The organism is Streptomyces sp. NPDC002181, from assembly GCF_042890485.1.
GTDB lineage: Bacteria > Actinomycetota > Actinomycetes > Streptomycetales > Streptomycetaceae > Streptomyces.
In genome coordinates, this window is record NZ_JBIASC010000009.1 from 111,668 (window position 1) to 130,531 (window position 18,864).

15 protein-coding genes are annotated in these 18,864 nt (G+C 73.2%); 6 read left to right on the forward strand and 9 right to left on the reverse strand.

Annotated elements, in window-relative coordinates:
- Positions 1 to 25: 25 nt before the first annotated feature.
- Entirely contained in the window at positions 26 to 5,416 is a 5,391-nt protein-coding gene (gene pulA, locus ACFYXV_RS22305; protein WP_389383828.1) for a pullulanase-type alpha-1,6-glucosidase, read from the forward strand.
- Here pulA and ACFYXV_RS22310 read toward each other — a convergent pair.
- A complete protein-coding gene (locus ACFYXV_RS22310) occupies positions 5,391 to 5,939 on the reverse strand; it encodes a GNAT family N-acetyltransferase (RefSeq protein WP_389383829.1) in 549 nt (182 codons plus the stop codon). The genes pulA and ACFYXV_RS22310 overlap by 26 nt on opposite strands.
- Positions 5,940 to 5,961: 22 nt before the next feature.
- Positions 5,962 to 6,684, reverse strand: a complete 723-nt coding sequence (locus ACFYXV_RS22315) for a TetR/AcrR family transcriptional regulator (protein WP_385474749.1) — start codon at positions 6,682 to 6,684, stop codon at positions 5,962 to 5,964.
- Positions 6,685 to 6,963: 279 nt separating this feature from the next.
- Between ACFYXV_RS22315 and ACFYXV_RS22320 the strand changes: the two genes are divergently transcribed.
- The 3 genes from ACFYXV_RS22320 to ACFYXV_RS22330 are packed head-to-tail and all read left to right on the forward strand — an operon-like array spanning position 6,964 to position 8,461.
- Complete coding sequence (locus tag ACFYXV_RS22320; RefSeq protein ID WP_389383830.1) at positions 6,964 to 7,404, forward strand: hypothetical protein; 441 nt, start codon at positions 6,964 to 6,966, stop codon at positions 7,402 to 7,404.
- A complete protein-coding gene (locus tag ACFYXV_RS22325) occupies positions 7,401 to 8,063 on the forward strand; it encodes a hypothetical protein (RefSeq protein WP_389383831.1) in 663 nt (220 codons plus the stop codon). The genes ACFYXV_RS22320 and ACFYXV_RS22325 overlap by 4 nt, the downstream gene beginning before the upstream one ends.
- Positions 8,060 to 8,461, forward strand: coding sequence for a hypothetical protein (locus ACFYXV_RS22330; RefSeq protein WP_389383832.1), 402 nt, complete (start codon positions 8,060 to 8,062; stop codon positions 8,459 to 8,461). The genes ACFYXV_RS22325 and ACFYXV_RS22330 overlap by 4 nt, the downstream gene beginning before the upstream one ends.
- Positions 8,462 to 8,520: 59 nt before the next feature.
- On the opposite strand, the gene ACFYXV_RS22335 is transcribed toward ACFYXV_RS22330, so the two are convergent.
- The 6 genes from ACFYXV_RS22335 to ACFYXV_RS22360 form a co-directional block, all read right to left on the reverse strand.
- A complete protein-coding gene (locus tag ACFYXV_RS22335; RefSeq protein ID WP_389383833.1) occupies positions 8,521 to 9,567 on the reverse strand; it encodes a PDR/VanB family oxidoreductase in 1,047 nt (348 codons plus the stop codon).
- On the reverse strand, positions 9,564 to 10,460 hold the full coding sequence (locus tag ACFYXV_RS22340; protein WP_383345326.1) for a metal-dependent hydrolase: 897 nt from the start codon (positions 10,458 to 10,460) through the stop codon (positions 9,564 to 9,566). The genes ACFYXV_RS22335 and ACFYXV_RS22340 overlap by 4 nt, the downstream gene beginning before the upstream one ends.
- Before the next feature lie 117 nt (positions 10,461 to 10,577).
- Entirely contained in the window at positions 10,578 to 12,002 is a 1,425-nt protein-coding gene (locus tag ACFYXV_RS22345) for a hypothetical protein (RefSeq protein ID WP_389383834.1), read from the reverse strand.
- A gap of 172 nt (positions 12,003 to 12,174) precedes the next feature.
- Complete coding sequence (locus ACFYXV_RS22350) at positions 12,175 to 14,121, reverse strand: hypothetical protein (RefSeq protein WP_389383835.1); 1,947 nt, start codon at positions 14,119 to 14,121, stop codon at positions 12,175 to 12,177.
- 122 nt (positions 14,122 to 14,243) lie between these two features.
- A complete protein-coding gene (locus ACFYXV_RS22355; protein WP_389383836.1) occupies positions 14,244 to 15,041 on the reverse strand; it encodes a tyrosine-protein phosphatase in 798 nt (265 codons plus the stop codon).
- Positions 15,042 to 15,139: 98 nt separating this feature from the next.
- Positions 15,140 to 15,742 carry a rhomboid-like protein gene (locus tag ACFYXV_RS22360; protein ID WP_389383837.1) on the reverse strand — a complete coding sequence of 201 codons (603 nt, stop codon included), beginning with the start codon at positions 15,740 to 15,742 and terminating at the stop codon, positions 15,140 to 15,142.
- A gap of 65 nt (positions 15,743 to 15,807) precedes the next feature.
- Between ACFYXV_RS22360 and ACFYXV_RS22365 the strand changes: the two genes are divergently transcribed.
- Positions 15,808 to 16,590, forward strand: coding sequence for a hypothetical protein (locus tag ACFYXV_RS22365; RefSeq protein WP_389383838.1), 783 nt, complete (start codon positions 15,808 to 15,810; stop codon positions 16,588 to 16,590).
- A gap of 75 nt (positions 16,591 to 16,665) precedes the next feature.
- Positions 16,666 to 18,117: a PepSY-associated TM helix domain-containing protein gene (locus ACFYXV_RS22370; protein WP_389383839.1), complete on the forward strand. Its 1,452-nt coding sequence runs from the start codon at positions 16,666 to 16,668 to the stop codon at positions 18,115 to 18,117.
- Positions 18,118 to 18,236: 119 nt separating this feature from the next.
- Here ACFYXV_RS22370 and ACFYXV_RS22375 read toward each other — a convergent pair whose 3' ends face one another.
- Positions 18,237 to 18,854, reverse strand: a complete 618-nt coding sequence (locus ACFYXV_RS22375; RefSeq protein ID WP_389383840.1) for a winged helix-turn-helix domain-containing protein — start codon at positions 18,852 to 18,854, stop codon at positions 18,237 to 18,239.
- Positions 18,855 to 18,864: the final 10 nt, after the last annotated feature.

The following is an 18,864-nucleotide window of genomic DNA, read 5'->3' on the forward strand; positions in this document are numbered from 1 at the left end:
TGCCCCGTACACAAGGAGACCCGCCTTGATACGCCCCGCCGCAGGAGCGATCGCCGCCGCCCTGGCCGTGACGCTCCTGCCCGCCCTCCCCGCCGCGGCCGCCGCGCCGCCCGCCCCGCCCTCGGACGCGAAACTGGCCGCCGAGCCCGCGCGGCACGACCTGACGCGGGAGCAGTTCTACTTCGTCCTCCCGGACCGGTTCGCGAACGGCGATCCGCGCAACGACACCGGCGGCCTGACCGGAAGCCGGCTGGAGACCGGCCTCGACCCGACGGACAAGGGCTTCTACCAGGGTGGCGACCTCAAGGGGCTGACCGACCGGCTCGACTACATCAAGGGGCTCGGCACCACCGCCATCTGGATGGCGCCGATCTTCAAGAACCAGCCGGTGCAGGGGAAGGGAGCCGACGTCTCCGCCGGCTACCACGGCTACTGGATCACCGACTTCACGCAGGTCGACCCGCACTTCGGCACCAACGCCGACCTGGAGCGGCTGATCGACAAGGCGCACGCGAAGGGGATGAAGGTCTTCTTCGACGTCATCACCAACCACACCGCGGACGTCGTCGACTACCGGGAGCAGTCCTACTCCTACCTTTCCAAGGGGGCCTTCCCCTACCTGACGAAGGACGGCGTGCCGTTCGAGGACTCCGACTACGCGGACGGGAAGGGGAAGTTCCCGCGCGTCGATGCCGAGTCCTTCCCGCGGGCCCCCTTCGTGCCCGAGGCGAAGAAGAACCTGAAGGCTCCCGCCTGGCTCAACGACCCGACGATGTACCACAACCGGGGCGACTCCACCTTCGCCGGGGAATCCTCCGACCAGGGCGACTTCTTCGGCCTCGACGACCTGTGGACCGAGCGCCCCGAGGTCGTCAGCGGGATGGAGAAGATCTACGAGAAGTGGGTCAAGGACTTCTCGATCGACGGCTTCCGCATCGACACGGTCAAGCACGTCAACACCGGGTTCTGGACGCAGTGGGCCACCGCCCTCGACAAGTACGCCGCCCAGCACGGCCGGAAGAACTTCTTCATGTTCGGCGAGGTGTACTCCGCCGACACCGCGGTCACCTCCCCGTACGTGACGCAGGGGCGCCTCGACGCCACCCTCGACTTCCCGCTCCAGGACGCGATCCGCGCGTACGCCTCCCAGGGCGCGGCCGCCTCGCGGCTGGGCTCCGTACTGGGTGACGACTACCGGTACACGACGGACAAGGCGAACGCGTACGAGCAGGTCACCTTCCTCGGCAACCACGACATGGGCCGCTTCGGGGGCTTCCTGAAGCAGGACCGGCCGGGGGCGGGGGAGCAGGAGCTGCTGGACCGCTACCGGCTCGCGAACGAGCTGATGTTCTTCGCGCGGGGCAACCCGGTGGTCTACTCCGGCGACGAGCAGGGCTTCACGGGCGCGGGCGGCGACAAGGACGCCCGCCAGCCGCTGTTCGGGACGCGGGTCGCGGACTACCTGGACGACGACCAGCTCGGAACGGCGCGCACCCATGCGAGCGATGCCTACGATCCGGGACACCCGCTCTACAAGCAGATCAGTGCTCTCTCGAAGCTGACGAAGGACCACCCGGCGCTGCGGGACGGCGTCCAGAGTGAACGTTTCGCCGACGGGTCGGTCTACGCCTTCGCCCGCACCGACACCCGCACCGATGCCCGCACCGATGCCCGCACCGACACCCGCTCCCGCACCGAGTACCTCGTCGCCGCCAACAACTCCGCCGCAGCCCGCACCGTCGAGCTCGACGCCCCGGCCGGCGCCCGGTACCGCACCCTGTACGGCGGCAGCGCCCTGCTCCGCGCCTCCGCTGCCGGCAAGCTCACCGTCACCGTCCCCGCCCTCGGCTCGGTGGTCCTCCAGGGCACCGCGCCCCTCGCCGCCCCCGCCGCCAAGCCCGCCCTGACCCTCAAGGCCCCGGCCCCCGGCGCCACCGGCACCGTCGAGCTCTCCGCCGACGTCACCGGAGGCGGCCTGAACCGGGTCGTCTTCGCCGCCCAGACCGGCACCGGGAAGTGGCAGGTGCTCGGCTCCGCCGACCACGCCCCGTACAAGGTCACCCAGCACGTCACCGCGCCCGCCGGCACCGCCCTGCGCTACAAGGCCGTCGTCGTCGATTCCAGCGGCCGCACCGCGAGCGCCCTCGCCGAGTCCGTCTCCGGCCAGGTCCCGCCCACCCCGGTCCCCACCGCCACCCAGCGCGACTACGCGGTCGTCCACTACCGCCGCCCCGACGGCGACTACGCGAACTGGCGTCTGTACGCCTGGGGCGACCTGGCGGACGGCGAAGCCACCCCCTGGCCGGCCGGGCACGACTTCACCGGCCGCGACGCGTACGGCGCCTTCGCCTACGTCAAGCTCAAGCCCGGCGCCTCCTCCGTCGGCTACCTCGTCATCGACAAGGACGGCAACAAGGACGTGGCCACCGACCGGACCCTCGACGTCACCAAGAGCGGCGAGGTCTGGCTGGAGCAGGGCAAGGAGGCGGCCACCACCGACCGCCCCGCCCAGCCGCCCCAGGACGAGTCCAAGGCCGTCCTCCACTACCAGCGCCCCGACGGCGCCCACGACGGCTGGGGCCTGCACGTCTGGACCGGCGCCGCGACCCCGACCGACTGGTCGAAGCCGCTGATGCCCACCCGCACCGACTCCTACGGCGCCGTGTACGAGGTCCCGCTCGCGGCCGGGGCGACCAGCCTGAGCTACATCCTCCACAAGGGCGACGAGAAGGACCTGCCCACCGACCAGTCCCTCGACCTGAAGGCCACCGGCCACGAGGTCTGGATGCTGGGCGGCCGGGCCCCCTACCTCCTCCCGCAGCCCGCCGGCTCCTCCGCCGCCCTCGACCTCACCAAGTCCGAGGCCGTCTGGATCGACCGCTCCACCCTCGCCTGGAACGCCCCCGCGGCGGCCGCCTCCGCGGAGCTCCTCGCCTCCCGCGAGGGCGCGATCACCGCCGCGAACGGCGTGCTGCACGCGGACGGCGCGCAGTGGCTGCGCCTGGCCAGGACCGAGCTCACCGCCGCCCAGAAGCAGAAGTTCCCGCACCTCGCCACGTACGCCGCCTACTCCGTCGACCCGCGCGACCGGGACCGCGTACGGGAGGCCCTGCGCGGCCAGCTCGTGGCGAGCGCCCGCGCCGCGAACGGCGCCGTCCTGGCCGCCACCGGCGTGCAGCTCGCCGGGGTGCTCGACGACCTGTACGCGAACACCGCCGCCCTCGGCCCGGTCTTCAAGGACGGCCGCCCCACCCTCTCCGTCTGGGCCCCCACCGCCCGCCAGGTCGCCCTCGAACTCGACGGCCGCACCGTCCCCATGCGCCGTGACGACACCACCGGCGTCTGGTCGGTGCGCGGCGAGCGCGGTTGGAGCGGCAAGCCCTACCGCTACGACGTCACCGTCTGGGCCCCGAGCACCGGCCGGATGGTCCGCAACCTCGTCACCGACCCGTACTCCACCGCCCTGACCACCGACTCCACGTACAGCCTGGCCGTCGACCTGGCCGACCCGAAGCTGGCCCCGCCCGGCTGGCGCGCCCTGCGCAAGCCCGCGGCCGTCCCCTTCACCTCCGCCCAGATCCAGGAGCTCCACATCCGCGACTTCTCGGTCGCGGACCCCACGAGCGCCCACCCCGGCCAGTACCTGGCCTTCACGGACACCGCCTCGGCGGGCATGCGGCACCTGCGCGAGCTGGCCGCCTCCGGCACCTCCTACGTCCACCTCCTGCCCGCCTTCGACATCGGCACCATCCCGGAGAAGGCCTCCGACCGCACCGAACCCGCCTGCGACCTCAAGGCGTACGCGCCGGACTCGCCCGAGCAGCAGGCCTGCGTCGCCGCCGCGGCCGCGAAGGACGCGTACAACTGGGGCTACGACCCGCTGCACTACACGGTGCCGGAGGGCTCGTACGCGAGCGACCCGAACGGCACGGCCCGTACCGTCGAGTTCCGCAGGATGGTCCAGTCGCTGAACGGGGCCGGTCTGCGGACCGTCATGGACGTGGTCTACAACCACACGGTGGCTTCGGGTCAGTCGGACAAGTCGGTCCTCGACCGGATCGTGCCGGGCTACTACCAGCGGCTCCTCGCGGACGGCTCCGTCGCCAACTCCACCTGCTGCGCCAACACCGCTCCCGAGAACGCCATGATGGGCCGGCTCGTCGTGGACTCGATCGTCACCTGGGCGAAGGAGTACAAGGTCGACGGCTTCCGCTTCGACCTGATGGGCCACCACCCGAAGGAGAACATCCTCGCCGTCCGCAGGGCGCTCGACGCCCTGACCGTCGCCAAGGACGGGGTCGACGGCAAGAAGATCATCCTGTACGGGGAGGGCTGGAACTTCGGCGAGGTCGCGGACGACGCCCACTTCGTCCAGGCCACGCAGAAGAACATGGCCGGCACCGGCATCGCCACCTTCTCGGACCGCTCGCGCGACGCGGTCCGCGGCGGCGGCCCCTTCGACGAGGACCCGCGCGTCCAGGGCTTCGCCTCCGGCCTGTTCACCGCCCCGAACGCCTCGCCCGCGAACGGCACCGCGGACCAGCAGCGGGCCCGCCTGCTGCACGCCCAGGACCTGATCAAGGTCGGGCTGTCCGGCAACCTCGCCTCGTACGCCTTCACCGACAGCGCGGGCAAGCGCACCAAGGGCGCCGAGGTGGACTACAACGGCTCCCCGGCCGGGTACGCGGCGGCCCCCGGCGACGCCCTCGCCTACGCCGACGCCCACGACAACGAGACCCTGGCCGACGCCCTGGCGTACAAGCTGGCGCCGGGCACCCCGGCCGCGGACCGGGCCCGCATGCAGGTCCTGGCGATGGCCGTCGGCACCCTCTCGCAGGGCCCGTCACTCTCCCAGGCGGGTACGGACCTGCTGCGCTCGAAGTCCCTGGACCGCAACTCGTACGACAGCGGCGACTGGTTCAACGCCATCCACTGGGACTGCCGCGAGGGCAACGGCTTCGGGCGCGGCCTGCCGCCGGCCGCCGACAACGGCTCCAAGTGGCTCTACGCGAAGCCGCTGCTGGCCGGCGCCAAGGCACCGGGCTGCGCCGAGATCACGGGGGCCTCGGCCGCCTACCGCGACCTGCTGCGCATCCGTACGACCGAATCCGCCTTCGGCCTCACCACGCCCGAGGCGGTCCAGGCCGCGCTGGCCTTCCCGCTCTCCGGGAAGGACGAGACCCCCGGGGTGATCACCATGACACTCGGCGACCTGGTGGTCGTCTTCAACGCCACCCCCGCCGCCCAGCCCCAGCGCGTCCCGGCCCTCGCGGGCACCGCCTACGCCCTGCACCCGGCCCAGGCGGCCGGCTCCGACCCCGCGGTCAAGCAGGCCGCGTACGACGTGAAGACGGGAGAGTTCACGACGCCGCCGCGCACGGTCGCGGTCTTCACCCGGAACCTGACACGACGGTGAGCTGATCGAGCCGCTTCTCGAGCAGGATCACCCCGTACACCTTCCCGTCCTTGCCCTCCTTGTGGGGGAACTCCCCGACCACCCGGTAGCTCGCGGCCCGGTAGTACGCGAGCAGCCGGGGGTTGGTGGAGACGCAGTCCAGCCGCGCCCGCGGCAATCCGGTACCGGCGATCCGGCGCTCGGCGTGTTCGAGTATCCGCCGTCCGGCCCCCGCGGGCGCGGTTTCGCGGTCCACCATCAGCCGGTGCACGTAGCCGGCGACCGGCGGCTGCACGCCCCAGGCGTCCTCGTCTGACCACCACAGCTCGTACGCCCCGATGATCAGCCCGTCGGCGTCCCCGGCGAGCCACACCTCGCCGTCGCGCATCTTCGCCAGGAAGTGCGCGGCGTCCTTGTCCCCGGGCTTCCACTGATCGATCCCGTGCTTGCGCATCCACCGGGCGGCCTGGTCGTACAGGGCCACCAGCGTGGCGGCGTCCTTCTCCACGGCACGCCGGAACAGGATCCCGTCATTAATGATCACGGGCGCATTATCACGCGGATGATCACCGGGGAGCGGGAACGGCGGCCTCCACCGTCGGGGGCACCAGCCCCACGAGCCGCCCGACGAGCTCCCCGAACGGCCCGTCGGCCGGCTCGTCGCGAAGGATCCGGCCGAGGACGGCGGCCATCTCCGCGTCGTACGCGGCCGATACGGCGGCCAGCGCGGCGAAGTCGTGCACGAGCTGCAGCTCCAGCTCGGCCCGCGGGATCTTCCGCCCCTCCAGCCAGATCAGCGCGGTGGACTCCGCCAGCGACACCCAGGACCGCACCACGAGTTCCAGGCGCGCGGGCGGGTTCTCGATGCCGATGTGCGTCACGATCTGCTCGTACGCGGCCTGCCGGACCTCGTCGATCATCGCGTTGGTCCGGTTGCTCCCGACGGCCGGGCCGCCGCGCATCAGCGCCGAGAAACCGGGCCCGTGGTCGTCGACGAACGCGAAGAACCGGCCCATGACGCGCAGCAGCCGCGCCCCGAGCGGCCCCTCCCGGGGCTCCACGAAGCGCTGCGCGAGCTCGTCGGCGGCCCGCCGCAGAGCGGCCTCGTACAGGCTCAGCTTGCCGGGGAAGTAGTGGTAGACGAGCGGCCGCGATATCCCCGCGGCCGCCGCGATCTCGTCGATCGACACGTCGTCGGGAGACCTGAGGCTGAACAGCTCCAGGGCCACCCCGATCAGCTGCTGCCGCCGCTCCTCGACACCCATCCTGCGCCGCGTCCCGGTAGTCATGCGCCACACCCTACTGCGCCCCCTCCCACCAGGCGTCCCGGCGGCCGTGACAGCCGCGGACAGCCGGTGATGCCGGACTGTCGGGTGTTTTGTGCAGGGTGGTTTCAGGTCATCAACGGATGCGCCAACTCACCGGTCTTGTAGGGCAGTTGTTCGCTCCCGTACATTCGCAGCCGCGATGTCCGCGTGATCGTGTCATCGCCCGGGGTCTGGGGAGGCCCCGTGTCATCGGGGATGGGGACCATGTCTGCACTCAGAGGCGGGCGATTCCGCCGTGCCATGACTGTCGCGCTCGGCGCGCTGCTCATGGCCGGTGTCGCGCCCGCATACGTACCAGCAGCCGCTGCGGCCACAACCGCTGCGCCGGCGGCCACAGAGACACAGAAGGCGCTCAAGGCTGCGGCCACATCCGGAAAACCGGTCGAGGTGCTCGGTGAGCGCACTGAATTCACCACCACATACGCAAATCCGGACGGCACGTCCTTACGCCTCGACCAGTCTGCCGTGCCTGTGCGCGTCAAAGCCCGGGGAGGCAGCTGGGTCACCCCCGATGCGACCCTGGAGAGCCGTCCCGACGGCACCATCGGACCGAAGGCGGCGGTCGCCGAAGTGCGCTTTTCCGGCGGCGGCGAGCAGACCGCCCTCGCGACCATCGCCCACGGCCGGCACTCGATGCGTCCAGCAGCTGACGCTCGCCCGCTCCGGGGGGCGCCGGAGTGAAGAAGACCTTCATCGGCAACACCTATGAGGAGGGCACGCGCCGCCTGCGGAAGTCCACGGTCAACGACCAGACGCACGCGGGCATGCTGCAAGAACTGACGTACGACTACGACCAGGCCGGCAACGTCCTGTCGATTTTCGATGCGGCCCCGCAGAGCGGTCTCGCCAAGGCCGACAAACAGTGCTTCGCGTACGACGGCCCCGGCCGGATCACCGAGGCCTGGACCCCGAAGACCGCCGACTGCTCGACGTCCGGCCGTACGGTCGCCAACCTGGACGGGGCGGCGCCGTACTGGGACAGCTACACGTACACGGCGTCCGGTCAGCGGGCCACGGAGAAGAACCGCACGGGGGCTCCGACCACGCGGACGTACTGCTACGACGGGTCCCGCCCGCACCGTCTCGCGGCGACGACGACGGGCGGATCCTGCTCCGGACTGGCAGCCCAGTACACGTACGACGCGACGGGCAACACCACGACCCGGGTGGAGAAGCCGGGCAGCCCCACGACACAGACCCTTGCCTGGGGTCCGGAGGGACGTCTCAACAAGCTGACCGAAGGCACGTCCGCGACGGACTACGTCCATGACGCCGACGGCGAGCTCCTGATCCGGAATGCCGGAGGTGCTGTTCATGGGAGTCCCGGAGGTGCGCCGTGACTGATGTTTCGGGTGCGCTGGCGCGGTTGGGTGATCCGCCGGTCACTTGGCGCGAAGAGGTCGCAGTCGAGATTGCCGACGATCTGGCCCGATCGCTCGGAGGGGTCGTCGACTGGGACGGCGAAGCTGACGAGGAATGGATGAGTGTCCTGGTTCAGGACTCTCGCGTGGCAATGGTGTCCACAGCGTTGCGGCTGGTCGTTGCCGGCGAACGCGTTGTCGGACATCTGAAGGTCCGGACTCCGGGCGTATCGGTGATCGCCGTTCCATCCTTCGACGCTCCGGTCATGCGGTGTGATGTCGCCGTGCTTGCGCGGGTGTTCGGCGGGGAGGGGAAATTCGGGGAGCTGGATCCGGAGGCCTTCTCAGCCAACGATCTGTGGTTCGCCACAGTGTGACTCCTGCCGGCTGAAGATCTCCGGAAGCCCCGCCGGGCGCGTCCTGGCGGGGCCGCCTGTCAGAGGTCGAGGACCAGGTGGTTCTCCTGGGCGCGGGATACGCAGAGCAGCATCGAGTCCTCGCGTTCCTGGTCCGTGAGGAGGGTGTCGCGGTGGTCGACCTCGCCCGCGAGGACGCGGTGTTGGCAGGTGCCGCAGAAGCCCTGCTCGCAGGAGTACGGGGTGTCGGGCAGCTCCCGGCGGACCGCGGCCAGGGTGGACTCGTCCCTCCCGACCTCGATCGTGCGGCCCGAGCGGTGGAGTTCGACCGTAAAGGGGCGGGAGGCTCCGGTGTCGGGGGTCGCGGTGAAGCGTTCCAGGTGGACCGGGGCGTGGGAGGCGGCCGCCGCCTCGACCGCCTTCATCAGGGGGTCCGGGCCGCAGCAGTAGATCAGGGTCCCGGGGGCCGCCGCCGCGAGCGGGGTGAGGTCGGGGAGGCCCGCCTCGTCCTGCGCGGTGACGGTCACCCGGGGCCCGTACGCCTCCAGTTCGGCGAGGAACGGCATGGAGGAGCGCGAGCGGCCGCCGTACAGGAGGGTCCAGTCCGCGCCCGCCGCCGTGGCCTCGCGCAGCATCGGGAGGACCGGCGTGATGCCGATCCCGCCCGCGACGAAGGCGTACGAGGGAGACGGCACCAGCTCGAAGCGGTTGCGGGGCGGGCGTACGGGGAGTTCCGCGCCCTCCACCAGCCGGGCGTGCGCCTCGCGGGAGCCGCCGCGGCCGTCCTCGATCAGCCGGATCGCGATCGTGTAGCGGCCCGCGTCCGCCGGGTCCCCGCACAGGCTGTACTGGCGGACCAGGCCCGACGGGAGCTGTACGTCCACGTGCGCGCCCGGGGTCCACGGCGGGAGCTCCGGGGAGGCGAGGGTCAGCAGCAGCACCCCCTCCGCAGGCTCGGTACGGGAGACGACGAGCGCGGGCAGCCAGCGGCGCGGGGAGCGGCCCGAGACCGGGTTCTCCAGCGCCGGCAGGGGCCACAGCGGGGAGCGGGCGATGCGTCCCTTCAGGGCGCGCCGGGCCAGCAGCGCCGCGCCCGCCACCGCCGCCAGCCTCAGGGCGCGGCTCATGCGGTGGCACCGCCGTTCGCGCCGGGGGAGGAGGCGAGGTAGGCCACGGCCTGGGCCGTGGAGCCCTCTTGGGAGGGGTGGTACGTACGGGAGAGGTACGTCGGGATCGACTTGAGCATCGCGCCCGCCGAGGGCAGCGTCCCCTGCCGGCCCGCCCGGAAGAACTGGCCGAGCGAGGCCTTGGCGGCGGGCAGCTCCGGGTCGTTCTCCATGAAGAAGCGGGCGCCCCGCTGCCACAGGAAGACGAGCGCCGTGAACGCGGTGGCCCAGGTCCGGGCCCGCCGGTGGTAGCCGCCGTCCACGTGCATGAAGAGGTCGAAGGCCACCGAGCGGTGCTCCACCTCCTCCGCGCCGTGCCAGCGCAGCAGGTCCAGCATCACGGGGTCCGCGCCCCTGCGGTCGAGCTCGTCCGCGTTGAGCACCCAGTCCCCGAGGAACGCCGTGTAGTGCTCGATCGCCGCGATGAGCGCGACCCGCTCCATGAGCCACCAGTGGCGGGCCCGGCCCGGAGGCAGGGTCCGGTCGCCGAGCAGCTTCTCGAAGAGCCAGTCCACCTGCGCCGTGTAGGGCGTCGGGTCCAGGCCCAGCCGCTTCAGGTGCGGGAGCACGTCGTCGTGGGCGGCGGCGTGCATGGCCTCCTGGCCGATGAACCCGACGACGTCCGCGCGCAGCCGCTCGTCCTTGATGTACGGGAGCACCTGCTTGTAGACGTGCACGAACCAGCGCTCGCCCGCGGGCAGCAGCAGGTGCAGCACGTTGATGGTGTGCGTGGCGAACGGGTCGCCGGGCAGCCAGTGGAGCGGGGTGTCCTCCCAGCCGAAGGACACGTTCCGCGCCTTGAGCTCGATGTGCTCCGACGCCACGGGGGCGGGGGCGGGCGGCGTATTAGACATGGCGTCAATGTACTGAGGGGTAGGGGCGAGGAAAACCCCTCTGGGCCCATCAAGTTCGAAGGCCCCCGGGCGCGTGGTGCGCGCCCGGGGGCCTTCCTGCTCACCTGCCCGCTCCGGCTACCGCTCCGCGTGCCCGCTCGCGAGCGCCCACTCGCGGTTGAGGGCGCCCAGCGGGATCTTGCGCTCGAAGAGCGGCGTGCCGAACAGGGAGAGCTGGAGGTGCAGGTTCCCGCTCAGGTCGAAGCCGCCGTACAGGGCCCAGGAGCCGCTGAGGGAGGTCTTGCCGTCGCTGGACGCGCTCGCCTTGGCGTCGGCCTCGCCGCGCAGGTAGGGGGCGAAGTCCGCGCTGACGCCGACGGCCCCGTACAGGCCGACGGAGGCCTCGGCGCCGAGCGCGCCCTTGACCTTGCCGGTGGCGGTGACGGTCGCCGTGACCGGGGTGCTCTTGACGTTGGACTGGCTGACCGGCGTCCAGCCCTTGCCCAGGGCGTAGGTGCCGCCGACCTTGAAGTCGCCCTTGACGTCCTGCTGGACGTCGAGGGTGACGCGGCCGTCGGCCTCCACCTGGACGTAGCAGGTCATGTCGAGGTTGACGACGACCGGCACCGGGCCGACCTGGATGACCGGGGCGCTGTGCAGCTTGGCGAACGGGATCCGCTTGGGCGCGCCGGTGCTCGCGGCGGCGCGGCCCTGGAGCTTCCACTGCGAGGACCAGTCGCCGCTCATGCCGAGGAAGGCGCCGCGCGGGCCGGAGCCGGCGCCCGGGGCGCCGTCGTACGAGAACTCCACCTGCGGGGCGAGCTGGACGAACCCGGAGACCGAGGCGCCGGCCGAGGCGGGGGCGTCCGGGGCGGTGTCGACGGCGGCGTTCACGTCGAGCCGCAGGTTGCCGAGCGGCAGCTTCGCGCCCTCGGGGCCGAACTTCACGCCCCCGCTCTTGGCCCAGGAGAACGTGACGCCCTTCATCAGGGGCTCGACGGTGACCGACGACGGGTCGACGGGGACCTTGCCGTCCGCCTTGTCCTCGTTGAGTACGGAGGCCAGCGTCGTGGAGGCGGTCTTGACCTCGGTGCCGCGGTCGGTCTTCCCGATGACCTCGGTGACCTTGGCCAGCAGGCCGTTGGGGGCGCCGGGCGCCGGTGCGCTGGCGATGACGTCGCCCACGGCGACCGGCTTGTCGGCCGTCGGGGAGGGCGAAGAGGAAGGGGCGGTGGAGGCGGACTTCGTGGGCTTGGGCGCGGGCCCCTGCGGGGCCTTGGCTATGACGGCCCGTCCGCTCGCCTGGTCGTACGAGGCGACCTTGAGCGAGGACTGCTCCGTCCTCCCCTTCCCGCCGGCGCGGGCCACGGCCGCCGGCGTCGGAGTGCCCTGCGGCGCCGCGGCCACGTCGAGCTGTTGCGACGTGCCGTCGCCGGCGGGTGCGAGGGAGGCGGGGGCGGCCGCGTCCGCGGCGCCGGTGTGCGGGGTGGAGGAGCAGCCGGTGGCGGTGAGCGCGAGGGTGGTCAGGCCGGGGAGCAGGAGCCGTCGGGCGAGCATGCGCACGTGGGGGAACCTTCGGTACATGAGGGGGTGTTGGGCGGTTACCGAGTGGTAACCGGAACCCGATCATGTCATGTGTGCCGCGTGGCCGTCATGTCCGGATCCCGCCAACTCCCGGACACGTCTTGATGGTTGAGGCCGTGACGGTTGAATGTTCACCCACGTCGTCGACGGTCTAGCGGAGCACCCCCGCCTTCGTGCCGTCCGTCAGCTTGCCCGCCAGCTCCACCTGGGCGCCCGCCGGTGCCTTCACCGCCAGCCGGTTGCCGTTCGCCGAACCGCTCACCCCGCCGCCCGACACCGACAGCGACGCGAACTGCGCACTGCCCGCCGCCAGCACGTACCACTGGCCCGCCTTCGACTTCCACAGCACGCCGGCCAGCACCCGCGGCTCCCGTGCCCCGCACGCCGGCGAGCCCTCCGCCTTCGCCGCCTGCGCCGCCAGTGGGGCGCCCGGGGCCAGGAACTGCGCCTGCACCCGGTCCTCCGTACCCGTCCAGGTCTCCGCCCGGGTGCACAGCCAGGTCGCCGTGCCGCCGCCCTCGGGCAGCGGCTGCTTCGCGTACGTCCACGCGTTGACGCTGCGGACGCCGTGCGAGCGGACCGACGGCAGCAGGCACGCGATCCGCGACCAGTCGCCGAGCTCCGCCCCCTCCGTCACGTCGCGCTCCGCGTCCGGGGCGCCCGAGGTCAGCCGGGCCGCCGTCACCTCGCCCAGGTCGGTGACCAGCCGGGTGGCGCCGCCGCCGGTCAGGGCCAGGGCGTTCCAGCCGGTGCAGTTGCCCGCCGGGGCCGGACTCGCCACCGGCGGGGTGACCCCGTCCCGGCCCAGCTTCAGCGCCGCCGGGGCGTCACCGGGCTTGAGCAGGTCCCGCAGCCCCACCCCGGTGACCCACGGAGCCGTCAGGTAGCGGACGTTGCCGTCGACCCGGCTCAGCACCAGCGCGGTCGCGGACTCCGCCGAGGCGGCGTCGGTCCGGGCGAAGTCGAGGGCGGCGACCGAGGTCCCGGTGCGGGGCTCGGCGTACCGGACCACGCGCAGGCCGTCGTACAGCAGGACCACGACCGCCTGGTCGACGGTGCCCGCGAACAGCAGCTGCGGCGGGCCCATCGGCGGCCCGGGAGGGGTGCCGGGCGTGGCCGAGGCGACGACGGTCGAGCCCGGCCGGGCCCACACGGCCAGCGCCCGGCGCAGCAGTTCGGCGTCGTCGGTGCGGTCGCCGCGGGCCGGCCAGGTGGAGAAGCCCGTACGGGAGGACGTGCGCCAGGCGGTGGGCGCGACCCGGACCACCTTGCCCGGGTCCAGGGCCTGCTCCGCCGCCGCGTTGAGCGCGTACGGCGGGGCGGCGGCCCCGTCCGCGCCCCAGCCGCCGCCGGGCAGCGCGAGCAGCGCCCCGCACACGGCGAGGGCGGCCGCGGCGGCCAGGGCGGCCCGCGCGAAACGGCGCCGGCGCAGCAGGTCGGTGGGGCGCGCCTGGAGCACGCACGGATCGAACTCCGGGGAGGCGAACAGGGCGTCGTTGGCCGGATCGCCCGACTCCGCGACCGCGGAGGCCGGGTTCGCGACCCCGGCCTCCGTGAGCACCCGCAGCACCTCCGGCTCCGGCAGCCGCTCCAGCGCGCGCAGGACGCAGGCCGCCCGGCCGGGGCCGTCGAGGGTGGCCAGCCACTGGTCCAGGGCCAGCTCCTCGGCCCCGCCGGAGCGCGGGAACAGCCGCAGCCCCCACACCTGGGGCAGCAGCGGAGGCAGTTGGGCCCGCCGGGGCAGCGCCTTGAACGTGAGCGGGATCCCGGCCTCCAGGGCGGCGCGCAGCACCCTCAGCCGTACGTACGCGTACCCCGAGTCGGCGCCCGCGGTCCCGCGCTGGCCCGGGACCCCGCCCTGTACGGCGGCCGCGGCGGCCGCCTCCGCACCCGCGCCGCGCCGCCCGCGCGGGAGCGCCCGCTGGGCCAGCGAATGGGCGGTCAGCACCCGCCGGTTGCGGCCCAGGGAGGGCGGCAGCACCAGATAGGCGAGCCGCACCAGCCGCGGGTAGTGCTCGACGATGGCGGCCTCGGCCAGCTCGACGTCCGGAGGCGGCACGGGAGACGGGGGGCGGGTGGCGGTGTCCGGCGCAGTCACGTTCAGCAGAACGAGCGAATCGTCGGATGGTCACCCGTCCCCGGGTCGCGCGTTCGGATCACAAGCCGCCGGGCCGGACGGGGGTCTGTCCGGCCGGGGGCCGGCGGGGGAGCCTCGGGGGATCAGGCCGTCAGGCGGGTGCGGAGCGCCTCGACCGTCTCGTCGGGGACGCCGAGACCCTCGCGCACGTACTTCTCCATCGAGCCGTAGCGCGCGCTCACCTCGTCGAGGGCGGCCTGCAGGTACTCGGGGAAGACCCCGATCAGGCCCAGGGCGATGTCAGGGTTGCCGCCCGCGACCGTGAAGCCCTCGATCATCGGGGCGAACGCCTGCTTGACCGCCGGATTGACGGAGAGGTACTCGTCCATCAGGGTCTCGTCGTCCGCGCCGAGCAGCGACAGGACGACGGTCGCGCCCCAGCCCGTACGGTCCTTGCCGGCCGTGCAGTGGAACAGCAGCGGGCCCGCCTGCGGGTCGGCGAGCTCGGTGAGCAGCGTCCGGTACGCCGCCTGCGCGGAAGCCGTGGACACGAAGGACCGGTAGGTGTCCGCGAACAGCGCCTGCACCTTGCCGCCGCCCAGGTGCTCCTCCGCCATCGCCGGGTCGGACAGCAGGTCCTTGAGCTGCGTGGCGGCCGGGATCTTCCCGGCGCTCAGCTTGTCGGCGAGTACGTCTTCGACCAGGAGGCGCACGCCCTCGGGTATGCGGTCCGGGTGGGCGGCGCGCTCGGCGTCGGTGCGGAAGTCGATGACCGTGCGCAGGCCCAGCGCGGCCACGACCGGGTCGGCGTCCACGTCGAGCCGGTCGAGCTGGCCGGAGCGCAGGACCAGGCCGGGACGGACGGTGCGCCCGCCGGACAGGGGGGTGCCGCCGAGGTCGCGGAGGTTGGCGACGGTGGTGGAGGGGGTGGTCGTGGTCATCGTGGCGGCTCCAGCGGTGTGGGTGCGGTGCGGGTGGTGCGGGTACCGGGGGTGGTGCGGGTACTGCGGGTGGTGCCACTGGCGTGGCGACCATTCGTTCATCCGATTTTCGGGTGTTTCGTCCCGGATAGGTAATCGAAGGCGACGGACAGTCCCACCCCGATCCCCAGCGCCGCCAAGTGCCCGGCGTCCGTGAAGGTCCGCTTCCGCCCCAGCACCGGCCCGGCGGCGAGCGCCAGCAGCCCGGCCCGGGCGGCCGTACGGACCGGACCGCGCGGCAGCGCGGAGGTCAGCGCGCCGAGCACCGCGTTGAAGCCGTAGCTGGCGCCCACGTCCAGGGCCCGCCGGGTGGGGGCGTCGGCCCTCCGGCGCAGGGCGCCGAACACGAGGAGCGTCGCCGTGGCGTGCCCGAAGAGGAACACCCCGGCCGTCCACCAGGCCCCGTACGCGTACTCCGCGTAGCCGAGGACCGCCACGAGCAGCAGGGCGTACGGCAGCGGCATGGGCTCCTCGACGACGCAGGCGCTGCTCAGCAGGGTCTCCCAGCGGCCGGCCGCGAGATTGTCGACATTCGTCGAGCAGCCCCGCAGGACCCGCTCGCGCTCCGCGCGTCCCCGTCGCTCCAGGGCGTACGCGCCGAGCTGGAGCCCGCCCGCATACACCACTGCGATGGCGGGTGGCGGCCACGGAAGTGAATTCATCGGATCATGATCGGATACGACCCTCGGGCTGGCGGAACCGGGGCCCGTGGGAGCATGTTTCAGCCATGCCAGGAACCCCCGCGCCGCTGCGCGCCACACGAGCCGCGATGTTCGCGGCGGTGTGCACCGCATTGGGTGCTGTGGGGCATTCGTACATGTCCGGCACGGACATCCCCCTGATAGGCCTTCTGGGTGCTTTCGGGGTGACGGCCGGGCTCGCATGGCCGGCCGCCGGGCGCCGCCGGGGGCCGGTCGGGATCAGTGCGGCGCTGCTCGCCGTACAAGGGGTTCTGCACCTGCTCTTCTCGGGCAGCCAGGCCGGCCACGCCGGCCACCGAGCCGCGACCGCGACCCCCGTGCCCGAGCCGATGCCCGCCCATCACCACATGGCCGGCGTGAACGGCACGGGCGGCACGAACGGCATGGCAGGCATGGCCGACATGGCGGACGCGCACGGCCTCGCCGACGCGGGCGCGACGGCCGGCACGGACGCCGTGGCCGCGATGGCCGCCATGGCCGGGCACGGCGGCTTCGGCATGATCGCCGCGCACGTGCTCGCCGGTCTGTTCTGCGCCGCCTGGCTGGCCCGGGGCGAGGCGGCCGTGTTCCGGCTGGCCCCGGTCCTCGGCGCCGTGGCGCTGCTGGCGGCCCGGCCGCTCGGCCGAGCGTTCGCGCTGCTCCGGGCCCGGCCGGCCCCCGTACCGGCGCCGCCCGCACCCCGGCCCTCCCGCAAACCCCCGCGCAGGCTGCGCGGAGCGGTGCCCGCCCACACCCTGGTGCGCCGCGGCCCGCCCCGGGGGCGGCACACCCGCGCCACGGCCCCCGGCCGTACCGCCCTCGCCGTCTGACCGATCGGCCGAGGGGGGCGAGACCCGGGGCTGGTCACCCATGTCTTCGCCATTGCGCCAACACCTAGGACCCACATGTCCCTTGACGAGGTTCAGGACGTCCGCACCCCGGACGCCGCCGCGACCCCCGAAACCCCTGCCGCATCCCCCAGGCCCGGAGCCTGGGCCGCCCTGCGGCCGCTGCTCCTGCGCGTCCACTTCTACGCCGGGATCCTGATCGCCCCCCTGCTGTTCCTCGCCGCCGCCACCGGCCTGCTGTACGCGGGCTCCTGGCAGGCCGAGAAGATCATCTACTCCGACGAGCTGACCGTCGACCGGGTCGGCGGGACCACCGTGCCGCTCAGCGCCCAGCTCACGGCCGCCCGGGCCACCGTCCCGGAGGGCAAGGTCGTGGGGGTGTGGCCCGCGCCCGACGCCGAGGCGACCACCCGCGTGATCATGGAGGTCCCGGGGCTGGAGGAGGGCCAGACCCGGACCGTGTTCGTGGATCCCTACACGGCGCGCGTCAACGGAACGCTGACCACCGAAGGCGACGCGCTGCCCCTGCGCGCCTGGCTCAGCGAGTTCCACTCCAGCCTCCAGCTCGGCGAGTTCGGCCGGAACTACAGCGAGCTCGCCGCGAGCTGGCTGTGGGTCGTCGCCCTCGGCGGACTCGCGCTGTGGATCGGCCGCCGCCGCTCCCGCAAGGCCCTGCTCGTCGTTCCCGACCGTGCCGCCACCGGCCGCCGCAAGACCCTGTCCTGGCACGGGGCCGTCGGCCTCTGGGCCGTCGCCGGACTCGTCGCCCTCTCCGCCACCGGCCTGACCTGGTCGAAGTACGCAGGCGAGCACATCGGCCGGGTCCAGGACGGGCTCGGCGGCGCCACCCCCTCGGTGTCCGCGGCCCTCGCCCCCGGTTCGGGCGCCGGCTCCGACGAGCACGCCGGGCACACCGGGCACACCATGCCCGACGGCACGGAGATGCCCGCGGCCCCGGCCGCCGCGGACATAGGCGTCGACAGGGCGGTGGCCGCCGCCCGCGCCGCCGGGGTCAGCCACGAACTCCGCGTCACCCTGCCCGCCAAGGGCAACGGCTACGTGATCAAGGAGCAGGACAAGCAGCTGCCGGTCCACCTCGACTCGGTCTCCGTCGACCCCGCCGACGGCCGGATCATCGACGAACTGCGCTTCGCCGACTACCCCGTGCTCGCGAAGCTGACGCGCTTCGGCATCGACCTGCACATGGGCAAGACCTTCGGCCTCGCCAACCAGATCGCGCTCGGGGCGCTCGCCGTCGCCGTGATGTTCCTGGTGTTCTGGGGCTACCGGATGTGGTGGCTGCGCCGGCCCACCAAGGACCGTGCCCTGTCGGTCGGCCGCGCGCAGCCGCGCGGGGCCTGGCGCAAGGTGCCGGCGGCGGTGCTGCTCCCGCTGGCCGCCGTGACCGCGCTGGTCGGGTGGTTCGTACCGCTGCTCGGCATCAGCCTGCTCGCGTTCCTCGCGGTCGACATGCTGCTGGGGGCGGTCGCGGCGCGCCGCGCCGCGTAGGGGGGCCGGCGGATCAGGGCCGGGCCCGGAGCGGCCGGACAACCCCTGGTCCGGCGGCAGGCGGGCCCGTACTCCGCGCAGGGGTACGGGCCCGCCCTCGCGTCCGCTCGGTGCGCGCGTCAGGGCGCGTACTTGTAGCCCACGCGGCGTACGGTCTGGATCGCGCCGCGGTGCGCCGCGCCCAGCTTGCGGCGCAGGCGGGCGACGTGGACGTCCACGGTCCGCCCGTCGCCGACGTGGCCGTAGCCCCAGACGGTGGTCACCAGCCGGTCCCGGCTGTGCACCCGGTGCGGGTGCGCCACCAGGTGGGCCAGCAGCTCGAATTCGAGGTACGTCAGGTCGAGCACCCGGCCGTCGACCTCGGCGGTGCGCTGGGCGGAGTCGATGCGCACCAGCTCGTCCCCGGCGGTGGCGGCCGCCGCCGCGGGCTGCGGCAGGGGCTGCGGCAGGGGCTGCGGAACGGCCTGGGGGGCGAAGGCGATCGGCGGCAGATCGTCCGACCCGGCCGGCACGAGGACCAGGTAGCCGACCATCGGCGGCTGCCCCGGCAGCGCTGGTACGGCGTGCTGCGGCGCGGGCAGCCAGGTGGCTCCCGGCGGCAGGAGGTCGATCACGCGGGCGGCCTCGTCGCGGTCCACGGCGCGCAGCCGGTGGCGCGGACCGGGCGGGCGGGCGGCGGACACGGTCGCAGCGGACGCGGCGGAGGCCGCGGAGGTCAGGGAACGGGTGTGAGACACGAGTGGTCAG

What these genes read in the sequence shown, in the direction of transcription:
- ACFYXV_RS22370 (WP_389383839.1), top strand. Translation starts at nt 16,666, where the DNA reads ATGTCCCTTGACGAGGTTCAGGACGTCCGCACCCCGGACGCCGCCGCG.
- ACFYXV_RS22320 (WP_389383830.1), top strand. Translation starts at nt 6,964, where the DNA reads ATGACTGTCGCGCTCGGCGCGCTGCTCATGGCCGGTGTCGCGCCCGCA.
- ACFYXV_RS22355 (WP_389383836.1), bottom strand. Translation starts at nt 15,041, where the DNA reads ATGACCACGACCACCCCCTCCACCACCGTCGCCAACCTCCGCGACCTC.
- ACFYXV_RS22315 (WP_385474749.1), bottom strand. Translation starts at nt 6,684, where the DNA reads ATGACTACCGGGACGCGGCGCAGGATGGGTGTCGAGGAGCGGCGGCAG.
- ACFYXV_RS22335 (WP_389383833.1), bottom strand. Translation starts at nt 9,567, where the DNA reads ATGAGCCGCGCCCTGAGGCTGGCGGCGGTGGCGGGCGCGGCGCTGCTG.
- ACFYXV_RS22340 (WP_383345326.1), bottom strand. Translation starts at nt 10,460, where the DNA reads ATGTCTAATACGCCGCCCGCCCCCGCCCCCGTGGCGTCGGAGCACATC.
- ACFYXV_RS22365 (WP_389383838.1), top strand. Translation starts at nt 15,808, where the DNA reads ATGCCAGGAACCCCCGCGCCGCTGCGCGCCACACGAGCCGCGATGTTC.
- ACFYXV_RS22360 (WP_389383837.1), bottom strand. Translation starts at nt 15,742, where the DNA reads ATGAATTCACTTCCGTGGCCGCCACCCGCCATCGCAGTGGTGTATGCG.